Annotated in this window: 11 protein-coding genes, 1 pseudogene and 1 riboswitch; of the genes and pseudogenes, 9 read left to right on the top strand and 3 right to left on the bottom strand. The window is 30.3% G+C overall.

Annotated features, from left to right (window positions below):
* The first annotated feature begins 9 nt into the window (after positions 1–9).
* The 7 genes from rsmA to FNZ64_RS02590 all read left to right on the top strand — a co-directional run bounded on the left by rsmA (position 10) and on the right by FNZ64_RS02590 (position 9143).
* On the top strand, positions 10–846 hold the full coding sequence (gene rsmA / locus FNZ64_RS02620) for a 16S rRNA (adenine(1518)-N(6)/adenine(1519)-N(6))-dimethyltransferase RsmA (RefSeq protein ID WP_142413315.1): 837 nt from the start codon (positions 10–12) through the stop codon (positions 844–846).
* A 182-nt stretch (positions 847–1028) separates the two neighbouring features.
* Positions 1029–2642: a hypothetical protein gene (locus FNZ64_RS02615; protein ID WP_142413314.1), complete on the top strand. Its 1614-nt coding sequence runs from the start codon at positions 1029–1031 to the stop codon at positions 2640–2642.
* Positions 2643–2791: 149 nt separating this feature from the next.
* On the top strand, positions 2792–3373 hold the full coding sequence (locus FNZ64_RS02610; protein ID WP_142413313.1) for a PsbP-related protein: 582 nt from the start codon (positions 2792–2794) through the stop codon (positions 3371–3373).
* 246 nt (positions 3374–3619) lie between these two features.
* Positions 3620–6529 (top strand): N-acetylmuramoyl-L-alanine amidase, encoded by a 2910-nt coding sequence (locus tag FNZ64_RS02605; protein ID WP_142413312.1) that lies wholly within the window; start codon positions 3620–3622, stop codon positions 6527–6529.
* 106 nt (positions 6530–6635) lie between these two features.
* Positions 6636–7394, top strand: a complete 759-nt coding sequence (locus FNZ64_RS02600; protein ID WP_142413311.1) for a prolipoprotein diacylglyceryl transferase — start codon at positions 6636–6638, stop codon at positions 7392–7394.
* A 14-nt stretch (positions 7395–7408) separates the two neighbouring features.
* Positions 7409–8251 (top strand): YhfM domain-containing protein, encoded by an 843-nt coding sequence (locus FNZ64_RS02595; protein WP_142413310.1) that lies wholly within the window; start codon positions 7409–7411, stop codon positions 8249–8251.
* A gap of 25 nt (positions 8252–8276) precedes the next feature.
* Positions 8277–9143, top strand: a complete 867-nt coding sequence (locus FNZ64_RS02590; protein ID WP_142413309.1) for an Mrp/NBP35 family ATP-binding protein — start codon at positions 8277–8279, stop codon at positions 9141–9143.
* Between the two features lie 196 nt (positions 9144–9339).
* On the opposite strand, the gene thiT is transcribed toward FNZ64_RS02590, so the two are convergent.
* The 3 genes from thiT to FNZ64_RS02575 all read right to left on the bottom strand — a co-directional run bounded on the left by thiT (position 9340) and on the right by FNZ64_RS02575 (position 13013).
* The gene (thiT, locus tag FNZ64_RS02585; RefSeq protein ID WP_185903655.1) at positions 9340–9999 is read right to left on the bottom strand and encodes an energy-coupled thiamine transporter ThiT; all 660 of its coding nucleotides are present in this window, start codon (positions 9997–9999) and stop codon (positions 9340–9342) included.
* A gap of 50 nt (positions 10000–10049) precedes the next feature.
* A riboswitch (TPP riboswitch) is annotated at positions 10050–10140 on the bottom strand.
* Between the two features lie 113 nt (positions 10141–10253).
* Positions 10254–12623: a heavy metal translocating P-type ATPase gene (locus FNZ64_RS02580; protein WP_142413307.1), complete on the bottom strand. Its 2370-nt coding sequence runs from the start codon at positions 12621–12623 to the stop codon at positions 10254–10256.
* Positions 12624–12647: 24 nt separating this feature from the next.
* Positions 12648–13013 carry an ArsR/SmtB family transcription factor gene (locus FNZ64_RS02575; protein WP_479723885.1) on the bottom strand — a complete coding sequence of 122 codons (366 nt, stop codon included), beginning with the start codon at positions 13011–13013 and terminating at the stop codon, positions 12648–12650.
* 345 nt (positions 13014–13358) lie between these two features.
* On the opposite strand from FNZ64_RS02575, the pseudogene nrdD reads away from it, so the two are divergent.
* Positions 13359–14018 (top strand): annotated as a pseudogene (nrdD, locus tag FNZ64_RS02570) (anaerobic ribonucleoside-triphosphate reductase); the annotation flags it as partial.
* Positions 14019–14759: 741 nt separating this feature from the next.
* The gene (gene ltrA, locus FNZ64_RS02565) at positions 14760–16571 is read left to right on the top strand and encodes a group II intron reverse transcriptase/maturase (RefSeq protein ID WP_142413305.1); all 1812 of its coding nucleotides are present in this window, start codon (positions 14760–14762) and stop codon (positions 16569–16571) included.
* Positions 16572–16598 lie beyond the last annotated feature (27 nt).

The raw sequence follows: 16598 nt of genomic DNA, 5'->3' as shown, positions 1-16598 counted from the left end.
TTTTACATTATGAGTAATTTAAATACAAAAGAATTAGTAAATAAGTATGATTTTAAGTTTTCTAAAAGTCTTGGACAGAATTTTTTAGTAGATGAAAGTGTACTTACAGATATAGTTAAGTCAGCAGATATAACTAAAGAGGATCTTGTAATTGAAATAGGTCCTGGAGTAGGAACTTTAACAAAGGAGCTTTTAAGTAAAGCAAAGAAAGTTTGTGCTATAGAACTTGATACTAGGCTTATTCCAATTTTAGAAACAGAGCTTTCTTCTTTTGATAATTTTACTTTAGTTAATAAGGATGCCTTAAAAATAGATTTCAATGAGGTTATAGGAGAAGAAAACTCTGTTAAGATAGTTGCGAATTTGCCTTACTATGTAACAACGCCTATAGTGTCTAAGCTTCTAAAGGAAGAATATAAATTTAAATCTCTAACTATTATGATTCAAAAGGAAGTCGCAGAAAGAATGGCTGCAACTCCAAATACAAAGGAATATGGAGCACTTTCTATATTGACTCAATATTATTGTAATACTGAAATTGTTAGAATGGTATCTCCAAATTCCTTTATTCCAAGACCAAAGGTTGACTCAATAGTAATAAAGCTTGAAAAATTAGAAACACCTAGTGTTTATGTAGAAGATGAAAAAACATTTTTTAATTTAGTTAGAGGATCTTTTAATATGAGAAGAAAGACTTTATGGAATGCAACTAAGAGTCTAGGGTTACCAAAGGAAACAATGGAAAAGGTATTTATTGAAAGTGGTATAGATCAGAAAAGAAGAGGAGAGACTTTAACCCTTCAGGAATTTGCAAAACTATCAAATACCATAAGCAATATAAAGTAAATTTAATTAAGAAATCACCGTTTTAATTTAAGTAGGTATAGAGAGAATTAATTAAGTAAGAAGGTTGTTTTTTAGTTGTTTTCGTAGGTAATCTAAGATAAATTAAATAATTAAAGAAATAAGTTCACTTTTTGAAAGTCCTTTCATATATTATAAAGAGTACGTTATATGGAGGGACTAAAGTGGCTTCTAAAAAAAGTTATTCAAGATACTTTATAATATTACAGGAAGATGAAAAAGGATACGTTTTGGAAAGAGAAAAAAGCTCTTCTGGATATGTAAAGCTAGAAAAGAAAAATAATAAGTGTAAAGTATCCTTTTATGCACAAAATATAAACCCTAAAATGGAACCATACTATATGGTTTTAGTTTGTAGTGAAAAAGACAAAAATAAGTTGGTGGTTATTGGAAAGTTACCTACAGATGAGCAAGGGAAAATTGATGTAAATAATGAATACGACTTGGAGAATATAGGTAATGCCAAAATATCTATGGCACATATTAAAGGGGCATGTATCGCTAAAGTCATAGACAATAACATAATTTCTTTAATGAGCGGATTTACTAATAATAGCGTACCAAAGGATTGGAAAGGGTATGAGGTTATTAAAGTCTATGAAGAAAAAGCTAAAAGAAAAGAGGAATTAGAAGAAAATACCTCTAATAAAGAGGATAAAAAGCCTAAGGATTCTAATAAAAAAGAAGAACGAAAAGAACAAGAAGTTAAGGAAGAAATAGAGGAAAAAGTATTTGTAGATTATGAAGAAAAAATAAAGTCTAAAATAGAAGAGAAGGATGACAGCTCTGTAAGAGATAATCCTAGGAAAGAAGAACCTAGTAAAGATAGTAATGTAGAAGAGGCTTGTAAAGAAAAACAAACTAAAACTGAAGTAGAAAATAGTAGAGTTGAAGTTGAAGATAAAGGAACTGAAACAGAAAAGAGCGGGGATGAAATAGAAGATAATAAAATTGGAACAGATAAAAGTAGGGTTGAACTAGAGGGTAAGGAAACCGAAACAGATAAGGGTAGGGATGAAATAGAAGATAAGAAAACTGAAACGGATGAAAATAGATTTGAAGTGGAAAATAGCGAAATGGAAACAGATATAAGCATAGTTGAAACTGAATGTAAGGAAACTGTGTTAGAGAAAAATAGAGATCAAATAGAAGATGATAGTTATAAAAATGAAGAAAAATTAGAACATATAATAGGTAATGAAATAGAGAAAGAAAATTATTTGAGGGAATTCATGGAATGTGACATTCCTTGCAATAGTGAGGAAGATTTAGAGTTTTGTACCTTACAAGAGAATATGCGTAAAAAGAAAAGTTGTAAAAAAGAAGAAGAAAGTTCTTGTTATTTAAAAGATTATCCAAAGGGAAGACTTGGCTCATATTTTAAAAGTTTAGCTTGTGGTTTTGAGGAAGTAAAAGATATGTGTCATGAGATTCCACATTGTAGATGGTATAAGATACCTGTTACTAGCTTAGAAGATATGTATGATAATTCAGACTATCATAGATATACTGTAATTTATTATCCTATGATTTGTTATTATTCATATATCAGTAGACATGAGCATTTTTGTTTAGGATATAAATGTAATAAAGATGGAAAACTTATGTACATCCTATATGCTATTCCTGGTAAAAAGGATATGGAATGTCAACCTTATAGAGGAAGAACAGGATTTGTAACTTGGGTGCCTTCTAAAGATAAGAAGGATAATGGATACTGGATTATGTTCTATGATTTTAGAAAGTCTACAGTAGTAATACCTATAAAGAAATCATAAAAATATATATAAATTATTTAAATAGGCTTCCTAGAGTAAAACTTAAAGGTTTTACCTAGAGAAGTCTATTTTTATTTTAAGATAAAAATGTAATAAAGGGAAATATAGTTTCATATAATTTACTATATTTGTAATATAGGAGGGAAGATATGAAACTATGGGTTTTACATGGGAAAAAGGTTTTTACAGTAGTGGTTATATTTTTATTAATGGCAGTAATGGCTTTTAGCGAAATTAAACTACATGATAAACTTAAATTAAGCACTTTTACACAAAGCAACATAAAGGAATTAAAAAAATATAGTGATACAAGTACAGGAATAAAGTACTTACTACCAAAGAACTGGATAACTGAAAGAAGAAGCTTTACCGGGGGAGAGATATTATATCATAATGAATTTAAATCACAGGATTCACTTATAAATGGATATGTTCAAGTATGGCATAGTAAAAAGAATTTAGAGGAGTTTTTAAATCAGAGCAAATCCATATCAGAAAAGCAAAATAAAATTTTGCAGTATAATAGAAAGCCTATTGAAACAGATGCAGGGAAAGGATATTTAGTTACATACTATATAGAAGTAGAACCAAATGTTTTTTATATGGCCGAAGAATATTTTATACCAGTAGATAATAAGTTTGTTAGACTTTCATTTTTTGTGGATAAAAAGAATTATAGTGAGAGTATGAGTAGAATTTTTAAAACTATAGTAGATACTGTGAAGTTTTAAAGGTGTAAGTTCAATGAGATTAAAAATATTATTAATTTATAATTGAAGGTTTGCTTTTTAAGTAGCTTTTCTATATAATAAAGTAGAAGATATATATGTTGTATTACCTCAAAGTTTCAATTCCTACATTATTTTGAGAAAAAGAGCAAATTTTAATTTTATGTTTCTTAAATCCCTTCACTTACAATATCCCCTTATGCTAATAAGTCAAGATCTGTTTTAATTATTAACATATGGAGGGATAGGATGAAAAGATTAAAGAGGTTAAACACAGTATTATTAACCGCGCTTTTTATGAGTATTATTTTTATTAGCTCTAATGTTGTTTATGGCCTTGAGGAAATATCCAAAGAGTCCTTAATAAAGATGTCTTTAGAAAAACCTTTAAACAATGAAGTTTTAGAAAATGAGATGGAGATTAAAGGCTCTATAGAAAGTCTTAATTCATTAGAGTGTGTAGAAGTTTATTTAAATGAAGATAAGCTAGGAATAGCAGCTTTAACTAATGTAAACTCTACAAAAAAGGAAGACAGAAATTTATTTACAGGTGATTTTAGCTATAAGTTAAATCCACAAGAATTTTTTAGTGGGGATTATAAGCTAAAGGTTTTGATAAAAGACAGTAAAGGGAATAAGAGTGAAGAAATTAGAAGTATTAAAATTAAAAGTGCCAAAACGCCTATTATTAGATCTAGTGAACAATCATTAGCTAAAACTTACTTGTCACCTCAACAAGAGGTTATAATAAAAGGTGAAACTCTAATTATGGGTGAAGCAGAAATTACAAAAGGACAAGCAGTTACATTCTTTAAAAGAGGAAATCCTAATAAAAGTGATGAAGAGATCACTTACTTTATTGATTCTGTATGGCAAGAAGCTAAGGATGAAGGAATTCGTCCAGATGTAGCTTTTGCCTTAATGATGAAAGAAACAGGATATCTAAAATTCGGAGGAGATGTAAATGCAGATCAAAATAATTTTGGGGGAATAGGAGCAGTAGGAAATGGGGCTGCTGGAAACAAGTTTCCAGATATGCAAACTGGAATAAGAGTAGTTATACAGCATTTAAAAGCCTATTCATGCACAGAACCACTAAATAAACCAGTAGTTGATCCTAGATTTACTTATGTAAAAAGAGGTTCTTCTCCTTGGGTTGAAACATTAGCTGGTAAATGGGCAGTAGGTAACCCAAACTATGGAACTGAGATTGTTCAAATGGTTCAACTTGCTAAGACTTTAGAAAGTTCTCCTTTAACATATTCAAAAGCTAAGGTAAGTTCTTTCAATGTTTATGATGGTGATGTAAAGTTAGCTACAGGAAACTTAAAGTATGGTAAAACGTATAAGTTAAATGCTATAGCAACTTCAGGATCAAAACCATTATATCAATTTTGGATGAAGGATAAGAAAACAGGGAAATGGACTATGCTAAAAGACTATAGTGAAGAGAATACTTATAGCTTTACAGCACCTGCAAATGGAAAAGATTATTTGTTAGGAGTACATGTTAAAGATCAATATAGCAGAGATAGGTTGGACAATTATATATATAATAATATAACTCTATCTGAAGGAAGTGCTAAGGTAGATAATATTAAATTATATACGGGTTCCGAGGAAGTTTTAGATGGTCAGTTAAAGCATGGAAAAGCATATACAGTAAAAGCTTTTGCTAATGCGGATTCAAAGCCATTATATCAATTCTGGTTAAAGAACAAGAGTACAGGAGTATGGACTATGTTAAGAGATTATAGTGATAATAATAGCTATAATTTTGTAGCACCTGGGGATACAGAAAACTATTTACTAGGAGTCCATGTTAAAGACCAATACAGCAAGGCTAGATTAGATAACTTTAGATATGATAATATTAAAGTTACAATTGGATCAGCTAAGGTAGAAGATATTAAGATTTATGATGGCTCTAATGAGATTAAAGATGGTCAGCTTAAGTTTGGGAAAAATTACACAGTAAATGCCTTTGCAAGCGCTGACTCAAAACCATTATATCAATTTTGGTTAAAAGATATTAAATCTGGAAAATGGACAATGTTAAGAGATTATAGTGAAAATAATAGCTATAATTGGAGAGCTTCTGTTGGTGCTGGAAACTATTTAATAGGTGTGCATGTTAAGGATAAATATAGTCTCAAAAGATTAGACAACTTTAGATATGATAATATAACTGTATTTAAAGAGGTACCAGTTGAGGGTAAGGCCAAATTAGATGATATGATAATGTATGTAGGTGGTAATCCTGTTAAAGAGAAAACTTTTGGTACAGGAAAGAACTATACAGTGAGAGGTTTTGCAAGTGCAACTACAAAACCATTATATCAATTTTGGTTAAAGGATAAAAGTACTGGTATATGGACTATGTTAAGAGATTATAGTGAAGATAACACTTATAACTGGACTGTTTCTAGTAGACCAGGAAACTATTTACTAGGTGTACATGTTAAAGATAAGAACAGTAAGGAAAGATTAGACGATTTTAGATATGACAATATATCTGTTTATTTATCAGCTCCAATTAAACCAGCACGTAAGCTTATAGTTCTTGATGCTGGACATGGAGGAAAAGATTCAGGTGCAGTTGGTAATGGTTTAAGAGAAGCTGATTTAAATCAAAATTTAACTTTAAAATTAGGAAACAAATTAAAGGCTATGGGATACGATGTAGTCTATACAAGAGATTACATACCAGGAAATTATAATTCTGTTGGAGAAGACTTAGAGGCAAGAGCACATGTTGCTAATACTAGAAATGCAGATTTATTTATTAGTATACACCATGACTCAGGCCCTTCAGGTGCTAACGGAACTAGCACACACTATAGTACATATAGACCGAGGGTGGATAATAGTGGACTTGAAACAATTGGAGATATTATTTATGATAGAACACCTTGTGATGCTGCAATTAAAAGTAGAGAGTTATCTAAGATGATAGCTAATAGACTTGGACAAGTAGGTTTCACAAATAGAGGTGACAGTGATCATAATTTATATGTTACAAGAATGACCACTATGCCTTCAGTTCTTGTAGAGTGTGGATTTATTACTAGTTCGAAGGATATGGGAAAGTGTACTAACCCTACGATTCAAAATCAAATGGTTGACGCTATAGCTAGTTCTATAAAAGATTTGTTTTAATAAAGTGTGAATTAAATTGATTTAATTCTTTATAAGTAATATAATTAAATGTAAAGTACAAGAGAAGCTTAATTAAGCTTCTCTTATTTATTTATGGAGGTAACTTATGAGACCGATTCTATTTAGTATTTTTGGATTAGAGGTAAAGGGATATGGGCTTATGATATCTATTGGAATTGCATCAGCTCTGCTACTTTTACTATATATATCAAATAAAAAAGGCTATAATGAAGATAAAGTATGGAGTGTGTTTTTTGCGGCTATAATAGGGGGAATACTAGGAGGAAAACTTCTTTGGATTATAACTGATTTTAAACTTATAATGGATGACCCTAGTATATTAAAAAACATTGGATATGGCTTTGTAATTTATGGTGCTATAATAGGTGGTGCTATAGGAATATATATATACTGTAGAAAATTTAACTGGAATACACTGGAGTTTTTTGATATGGCAGTACCTGGTGTTGCACTAGCTCAAGGTTTTGGTAGGATAGGATGTTTTCTTGCAGGGTGTTGCTATGGGGCTCATACAGATTCACCTTTTGGAATAGAATTTCCTAATTCATTATTTGCTCCATCAGGAGTAAAACTTTATCCTACTCAGATATATTCATCTATTTTTGACTTTTTACTAGCTATGTTCTTATTATGGTATTTTAAGAGAGAACACAAAGATGGTCAAGTATTTGGTTTATATATTATAATTTATAGTATAGGTAGGTTTTTAGTTGAATTTTTAAGGGATGATCCAAGGGGAAATGTAGGAATATTCTCTACATCACAGTTTATTGCTATATTTACTTTGATTTTTGGTATAGCTATATTCTTTAAACATAAGTTTGAAAAAAGTAAAAAAGCTTAGAGGGGTTTTTAAAGTTGAAATTCTATAAAAAGATATTAGTATCAATTACAGTTTTATTCATGAGTCTTAGCTTTATAGGTTGTAGTAAAATTGATAGTATAAAAATTAAATCAGGATTGAAAAATAATGATTTTGAATATATGAAATCTGAAAAAGTAAAGCAAATAGTAATTCAAAGTACTAGGGATAAAGGGTTTAGGTTTGTGGTAACTAATAAAGATGTTATAAAAGAAACTTATGATATTTTATCCTCAGGTAAGAAGGTAAACTCAAAATCTTCTTTAGAACCAGATTATATTTTTGAAGTACATGAAGTTGGGGATAGAGTTCATCATTTTAACTATGTAGCTGGACTAGATAAAAAAGAGGGAGGGAATCTATATAATGATGAAAAAATTTATATAATTTCCTCAAGAATAGATAACGATATTCTAAATAACTTTGAAAATATAAGAAAACCAAGGAATTTTAAAAAGATTTATTATGAATCTATTCTAAATACTATAGATAAGTATTTAGAAAATAACAAGGAAGCTAGTTCTAAAACTATTGCACTTAACTTAAAGGATGATATAGATATTCAAAAGTTTATCTTATCTTCAGATTTAGAGGAATTTAAAAATACTTTAAAATCAAAGTATCCTAATATTTCTATCACAGAAAAAACTAATAATAGTGATATAGTTTTGAATATAGATACAGAAGGATATAAGTCCACTGTATATAAATCAATAATTACTTTTAGTGATAGTAAAGGTAAAGAAAAACCTAAAATATATTATGTAATAGGTTCATATGGAAGTAGTAGAAATTGGGATATTAAAATACATGAAGATAAAAAGCCAAAAAACTTTTAATTTTAACTTCTAAGGAGGAATTAAAATGAGTAGTTGTGAAGGATGTCCAAGTAAATCAAGTTGTTCAAGCGCTTCAGAAAATAAGGGGTGCAGTGTAATATTGCCTAAGTTTGGTAATGTTAAAAATATAATAGGAGTTATGAGTGGAAAAGGTGGCGTTGGTAAGTCAACAGTAACAGGGATTTTAGCCATAAAACTTCGAAAAGAGGGGTATAAGGTAGGAGTTTTAGATGCTGATATAACAGGACCATCAATGCCAAGATTTTTTGGGATTAATGAAAAAAGAGCTACGATTAATCCTACAGAAACTCCAAATCAATTTAAATTTTCTCCAGTAGAAACAAAGGGCGGGATAAAGGTTATTTCCTTAAACTTATTAACAGAAAAAGAAGAAGAGCCTGTTATATGGAGGGGCCCTGTTATAAATGGAGTTTTAAATCAAATGTATGGAGATACTGAGTGGGGGGAATTAGATTATCTTTTAATAGATATGCCACCAGGAACAGGAGATATAGCTTTAACTGTAATGCAAAGTTTACCTATTAATGGAGTGGTTATTGTGTCAACTCCTCAGGATATGGTTTCTATGATTGTTAAGAAAGTGGTTATAATGGCTGAGAAGCTTAAGATTAAAACTTTAGGTGTTGTTGAAAATATGAGTTATGTAAAATGTAATTGTGGAGAAAAAATAAAGGTGTTTTCTAATAGATCTGCAGAAGAAGGGGCTAAGGAATTAGGGCTTCCGCTATTAGCTGAGATGCCAATAAATAAAGACCTAATAGAACATATGGAGCAGAATGACATAGAAAGTTTTGTAGGGAATGAAAAAGAGTACAATGAGCTCCTAGAAAACTTTAAAGTTCAATATAATAAAAATAGAGTTATATTATAAACTAAAAATAAATTTTAAGTATAATACTGATTTTCACAATATCTATTAATTTTAAATTACTTAAAAATAGCTTTAAACTACTTAGAAATAGTTTAAAATTAGTTATAAATTAGAGCACTAAAAATTATTAGTTTAAGAAATTTACTTAAATTAATAATTTTAGTGCTCTGTTACTTTAAATAAGTTTTATTTAATTCTATTTTACATTATCTAATGCATTTTTAGTATTATTTTTACCCAAAATTTGTTTTAATGGAAAACCACTTAGTATAAAGGCTGTTATAAGAAATTCTATGGATAAAAATGAAAAGTTATAACCTAAGGAATATATAAAAGGATTTTTTCCCTTAGCATACTCTTCAAAAAAGATTACACCAGTAGTTACATGGCATGAAAGTCTTGCTAAAAATCCTATTAAAATTCCTGATATTAATTTTATCTTTATAACAGATGGAGCATCTTTCCCTAAGTTAGGTCTTATATACCCACTTAATCCTATACACATATATGCAAGTGGATAGTCTAATAATATTTGAGCAGGATGGACTACATAACCACCTAAGAGAAGATCTATAACACCCATTAAGAAACCTGTAAGCATTCCTACTTGTGGCCCATAGATTATTGAAATAATAACTATTGGAACCATGCTTCCAGGAGTAATACTTCCTCCTTGAGGCATTTTATATAGAGTTATTTGATTTAGAACAGCAGATAAAGCCACAGCTATACCTATTTTCACAATTATGTCCGTAGTAAATTTTATTTTCTTTACAGACATGAAAATTATAAGTAATGCTAGTGCAACTAAAATGGATACTATGTTTGGAAAAGTAACTAATCCTTTTGGTAACATAAAAAAAACCCCCCATATTATTTGTGCAAGGAGTATTATAGGTATAAAAATTATATACATATATGCTTTCCTACGCTGGTATTATCCAGTTCAGGTTAAAAGGGTATTTCTCAGCCTTATAAAGCACCCCTAGCACAAGATTATAATATTAATTCCAAATCCATTATAGTATTAAACTTGTGATTTTACAAGTATACATACATAATACTTAAATTAATAAGGGGAGACTATTTGTGAATCTCCCCTATGAATTATTATTTTATTTTTAATACTCTCATGGAATTCATTACAGCAAGTAAGGCAACACCTACATCAGCAAAAACTGCTGCCCACATAGTTGCCATGCCTAAGGCACCTAAGAGCATTACTATTAATTTTACTCCAAGTGCAAAATAAATATTTTCTGTTACTATTTTTCTTGTGAACTTTGCTATTTTAATAGAATTTGATATTCTAGAAGGTTCATCAGTCATAATTACAACGTCAGCGGCTTCTATAGCAGCATCAGAGCCAAGTCCACCCATGGCAAACCCTATATCTGCTCTTGCAAGGACTGGAGCATCATTGATTCCATCACCAACAAAAGCAACCTTTGATTTTGCAGATTTTTTGGATAGTATATCTTCAAATATAGTAACCTTATCTGCAGGTAGCAATTCTGAATGAACTTCAGTTATACCTAAAGATTTTGCTACATTTTCAGCAGTGCTCCTGTTATCACCAGTTAACATAACAAGATTTTTTACACCAAAGGATTTTAAGAGAGACATAGCTTCTTTAGCATCTTCTTTTATCTTGTCTGATATTGTTATACTTCCATAAAACTTATTATCTACAGCAACATAAACTATAGTTCCAACCTCAGCTGGTTTTGAATAGTCTATTTTAAATTTATCCATAAGCTTACTATTACCAGCTAGAAGAGTTTTTCCTTTGTAATTTGTTTTAATACCATGTCCAGGAATTTCTTCATAGTCTTTAAGATTTTCTTTGTCAACTTCTTTTCCATAAGCTTTTAGAATAGAAGTTCCTATAGGATGTGAGGAATAAGCTTCACATAGTGCTGCATATTCTAAAAGTTCATCTTCTTTAATATCTTTTTCTGGATTTAATGAGTTAACTTCAAATACCCCCTTAGTTAGGGTGCCTGTCTTATCAAATACAACAGTTTCTAAGTCATTTAAAGCTTCTAAATAGTTACTTCCCTTAATTAGTATACCAGATTTTGATGCTGCTCCAATTCCTCCAAAGAAACCTAGAGGGATAGAGATAACAAGAGCACAAGGGCAGGAAACAACTAGAAAAATAAGTGACCTTCTAACCCAGTCTAAAAGATTTGAATCTTTTATAATCATCGGCGGTATAAACGCAAGGGCAAGAGCAGCCATTACAACAATTGGAGTATATACCTTTGCAAACTTTGTTATAAATTTTTCTGTTTCTGCCTTCTTAGAACCAGCATTTTCTACTAGATCTAAAATTTTAGATACAGTAGATTCTGAAAAATCTTTTGTTACTTTTAAAGTAATAATTCCATTTTTATTTATAAACCCACTTAAAATTTCATCACCGGTTTTTACATCTCTTGGAAGTGATTCACCAGTAAGTGCAGAAGTATCTACAGAGGATTCTCCCTCTACTATAATTCCATCTAGAGGAACTTTTTCATAAGGTTTTATTAAAATTAAATCACCAATAGAAACATCATTAGGGGAGACAACTTCTATATTGTCACCAATCTTTAAGTTAGCCTTATCTGGTCTTATGTCCATTAAATCTGCAATGGACTTTCTTGAACGGTTAACAGCTATATCTTGGAATGTTTCCCCAATTTCATAAAATAACATAACAGCAACAGCTTCTGGGAATTCTTTTATGGAAAAAGCTCCTACAGTGGCTAAGGTCATTAAGAAATTTTCATCAAACACTTCACCTTTTCTAAAATTAGATAATGCTTGTAATAAGACATTTTTACCTATTAAAAGATAACTTACAAGGAATAGAGTAAGTTCTGTGTAAAAGTCAAACTTCATTACTAAGGCTATTATGAATAACATAGTTCCTATGGATAATCTTATAATATCTTTTTTATCTATGGCAAAATTATTACTTTCTTTTTTATCTTGAGAGTCTTTAGGAGAATTATTTTTGTATTTTACTATAACCCCTGGCTCAGTAGTATCTACAATATACTTAATCTTTTTAAACAAGTCATCTCTAGAAATATTTTTATAGAATTCTAGGTTTAAATTAGCATTTGAAAAGTTAAAATTAGCTTCTTTAACTTCTTCTAAAGCTTGTACCTTACTTTCTATTTTAGCTGCACAGTTGGCACAATGTAATCCATCTAAAATAAGAGTCATTTTAGATGTAGATACATCTTCTTTAATAATCTCAATAACTTCTACATCGGGTTCTAGTTTCTTTACTATAGATTCTATTTGTGATTTAGCTTCTTCTTCTTTTACACCATCTTTAAGCTCTGATACTAGAAGAGAAGTGGAGAAATTTAATACAGCATTATTTACTATATCTAAGTTTTTTGTTTTTTCTTCGATTTTATTAGCACAATTAGCACAGTCTAAGCCTTTTAACAGTAGTTTAAGTTCTCTTTTTTCCCTCATTATATTCACCCCTTAAGTTAAAATTTAATTTTCATTTATATGCTCTAAAGCCATATGGAAGATTTCTTCTATATGGTTGTCGTCAAGAGAATAGTAAACTGATTTACCTTCTTTTCGGTATTTTACAAGTCTTGCTTGTTTTAAAACTCTTAACTGATGTGATATAGCTGATTGATTCATTTGAAGAAGAGTTGCTATATCACATACACACATTTCAGACTTAAATAGTGCAAAAATTATTTTTATTCTTGTAGAGTCTGAGAATACTTTAAAAAGATCTGAAATATCTTGGAGAGTTTCTTCAGCTATCATCTCATCTTTAACTTTTTTTATTATCTCTTCGTGCACCACATTACATTTACATATTTCTACATTATTTTTATTCTCAATGTTTTTTGACAACAATATCATCTCCATTATCTTTTCGTATAAACATATGAGCAAGTGTTCATATGTTTTCTATAAATATAATAACATTTAAATCTTGTATAATCAATATAGAAAATGATTTTCTATAAAAAATTTTACACACTTAGGAATAATTTGGTATGTGAACTATTATAGTATGTCAACAAAGGAATAAGTGTAAAAAATAAATAGAACCAAAGATAATAAATAGAGATTAATAGTATTTCGGTTTATAAGTTAAAATAAAAATTGATAACAATAAATTTAAAGAGTATAATAAGCAAAGTATGAATAATTCAATATATTGTGCAAGGGGGCACCGAACATATGCTATATGTTGTTAAGCGTGACGGTAGAGAAGTTATTTTTGATTCCTCCAAGATATCTAAGGCTATTAAAGGAGCTGCAGATGAAATTGGTTATATAATTAGGGAAGATGAAATTGAGAATTTAAAAAATGAGGCTTTAAGTAAAATTGAAGTGTTAGGAAAAGAAAAATTAAAGGTAGAAGAAATACAAAATGAAGTTGAAAAGATGCTTTTAAGTAATGGACATAAAGAAATAGGGATAGCATACTCTAACTATCGAAGAGAAAGAACAAGAATAAGAGAGATAAAGTCAGATTTAATGAGAGCTATAGATAGGATAGGTGTAGAAACTGATAGAGATAACGCCAATGTAGGAAATAATTTCAGTTCTAAATTATTAAGAATAGCTAGTGAGTCTAATAAATGGCACAACCTTTCCATAATGCCTAAAAACTTAGCTAAATTACATGAAAATGGTGACTTATATTATCATGATTTAGATAGTTATAATCTTACAGTAAACTGTCTTCACATACCTACAAAAGAAATCTTAGAGAGAGGATTCAATACTGGCTATGGAACTATAAATAAGCCTAGAAGAATAGAATCAGCAGCAGAACTTTCTTGTATTTTATTACAATCAACACAAAATGACATGTTTGGGGGGGTGCGACACGTTGCTTAGTCAAAAAGCTAAGCCTTATACCGATGGCTTATATGGGAAATTTATAATTGATAAATTACTGTGTATTGTACAAAGCTATTAGGTGTAAGAACTGCAATTCTGATAAGAGGAATGAAGGAATCATGGTTTCCTGAAACTCTTACGTTAAACCTACGAGGTAGCATTACAGAAGTAGTAATGTTATAAGCCCGTTGAAGTCGGCAGAAGGTTAAGAGCTAGAAATAGAAGTTAGCTGATATGCCGGATGGCTATAAAGTGAATATGGTTAGAATGAGTGAAAAGGCTCTGACGAAGTTGTGAATGAAAGCGTCTTTAACATGACCATGCGAGAGCATGAAGGTATCGGAAGATATGATTACCTAAGGATAAGTAAGGGACCGCCGATGAAAATCCTACAACAGCCAACAGTGTTGTAACAGAAGGGAAGGTAATAGGCGCAGAGCAACGACCTAAGTTCATATGTAAAGCTAAGAATTGCGGAACGTGGAAAGCTGTCTAAGATAAATGTTAATAGGTTACAAGCTTAGTAGCCTAGATGTTATCGTGACTGGGGGAAGCGTGAAACGAAGAAACCAATCTTAAATGACAGTGAGAGTAGGGGCATAGTACCTGTGAAACTCTGATAATAAGGAGTGGAGGGATAGCCCTAAGTTGTAATTATTCAGTTAAAGTGATACGAATATAAGGTTCGAGTAAGACTAAGAGACATCCTTCTAGGAAGGAGGATGGACTTATATGACGAGTGAAAGCAAGAAACAAAAACTAAGAAACAATGAATATTATAATATTCAAAATATCTTTGATATGTTATATAGAAAAAGTTCAGAAGGATATAACTTTTATAAGTTATATGAACTAATAATAAAAGAGGAGAATATCCTTCTAGCTTATAGAAATCTCAAGAAGAATAGTGGTAGTAAAACAAAAGGAACAGATAATCAAACAATCAAAAACTTAGAAACATTGAGTAATGAAGAATTAATATCACTTGTGAGAAATAAGTTGAATAATTATTATCCTAAAAGTGTGAGAAGGGTTTATATCCCCAAAGCGAATGGCAAAATGAGACCATTAGGCATTCCTACTATAGTTGATAGACTTATTCAACAATGTTTATTACAAGTATTAGAACCAATATTTGAAGCAAAGTTTTATAAATATAGCTTTGGCTTTAGACCGAATAGGAACACTAAACATGCTATAGCAAGAGCATATAGCTTAGCTCAAATAAATCACCTTCATTACTGTATAGATATTGATATAAAAGGTTTCTTTGATAATGTTGACCACAGCAAACTAATAAAGCAACTATGGTATTTGGGTATTAAAGATAAGAAAATATTATCAGTACTATCCAAGATGCTTAAAGCTGAAATTCAAGGTGAAGGTAAACCGAATAAAGGTACTCCTCAAGGCGGTATATTATCCCCGCTATTAGCAAATGTGGTTCTTAACGAACTAGATTGGTGGATAGCAAGTCAATGGGATGAAGCCAAGACTCAATTTCCTTACAAACAAAAAGGAAATATGCATGTTGCTTTGAGAAATACAAACTTAAAAGAAATGCATATCGTTAGATATGCAGATGACTTCAAGGTTTTCTGTTCAAATGAAAATGATGCTGAGAGAATATACCATGCAGTTGTAGCTTGGATAAAAGATAGATTACATCTTGAGATAAGTGAAGAAAAATCAAAGATTGTCAACCTAGAAAAAGAGTATAGTGAGTTCTTAGGAATTAAATTCAAACTTCGAAAAGAAAATGAGAAATGGGTTATAGAAAGTAGGATTTGTGATAAAGCAAAAGAACGAATGGTAAGTGATTTAAAGCATCAATTAAAGAAGATTAAAAGATATGCATATAAGTCGTACGTTCAAGAATTGAATTCAATGATAATTGGATATCACCAATACTACAATATGGCAACAATGGTTTGTCAAGAATTTAGAGACATTCAACATAGAGTGTTTCGGAAAATGGAAAATAAATTTGCAGTTACAAAGGAAGGTTACACGCCTGACTACTTTAACAAAATGTATGGTAAATATGGTGGAAGACCAATCTATCTACATGGTATAAGAGTAGTGCCAATATGGGGAATTAAGTTTTTAACCCCCATGCAGCTAGGAAAAGGTGTATGTAATTATACAGAGGAAGGCAGAAATAAAATCCATAAGAATCTTGAACAAATGCTCTCAAAAAGATTGTTGTATATAATTCAGAGCCCATCTCTAAATAGAAGTGTGGAATATAATGATAATAGAATATCGTTATATGCAGGACAAAGAGGTAAATGTGGAATATTAAAAGAATTTTATGAACCACATGAGATGGAATGTCATCATAAGATTCCCATTGAGCTCGGAGGGAAAGATGATTATAGAAATCTTATTTACCTACATAGCGATGTGCATAAGTTGATACACTCTACTGATAAGGATACAATAGCTAAGTATCTTTATAGAACTAGGTTGAATGATGAGCAACTAAAGAAGGTAAATAATCTTAGAAAACTTGCTGAACTTGAAGAAATATCGCTGACATAAATAACTGAAATAATTACGATGGAACGC

Source organism: Hathewaya massiliensis (assembly GCF_902143515.1).
Taxonomy (GTDB): Bacteria; Bacillota; Clostridia; order Clostridiales; family Clostridiaceae; genus Hathewaya; species Hathewaya massiliensis.
This window is presented reverse-complemented; position numbering and strand designations above follow the sequence as displayed.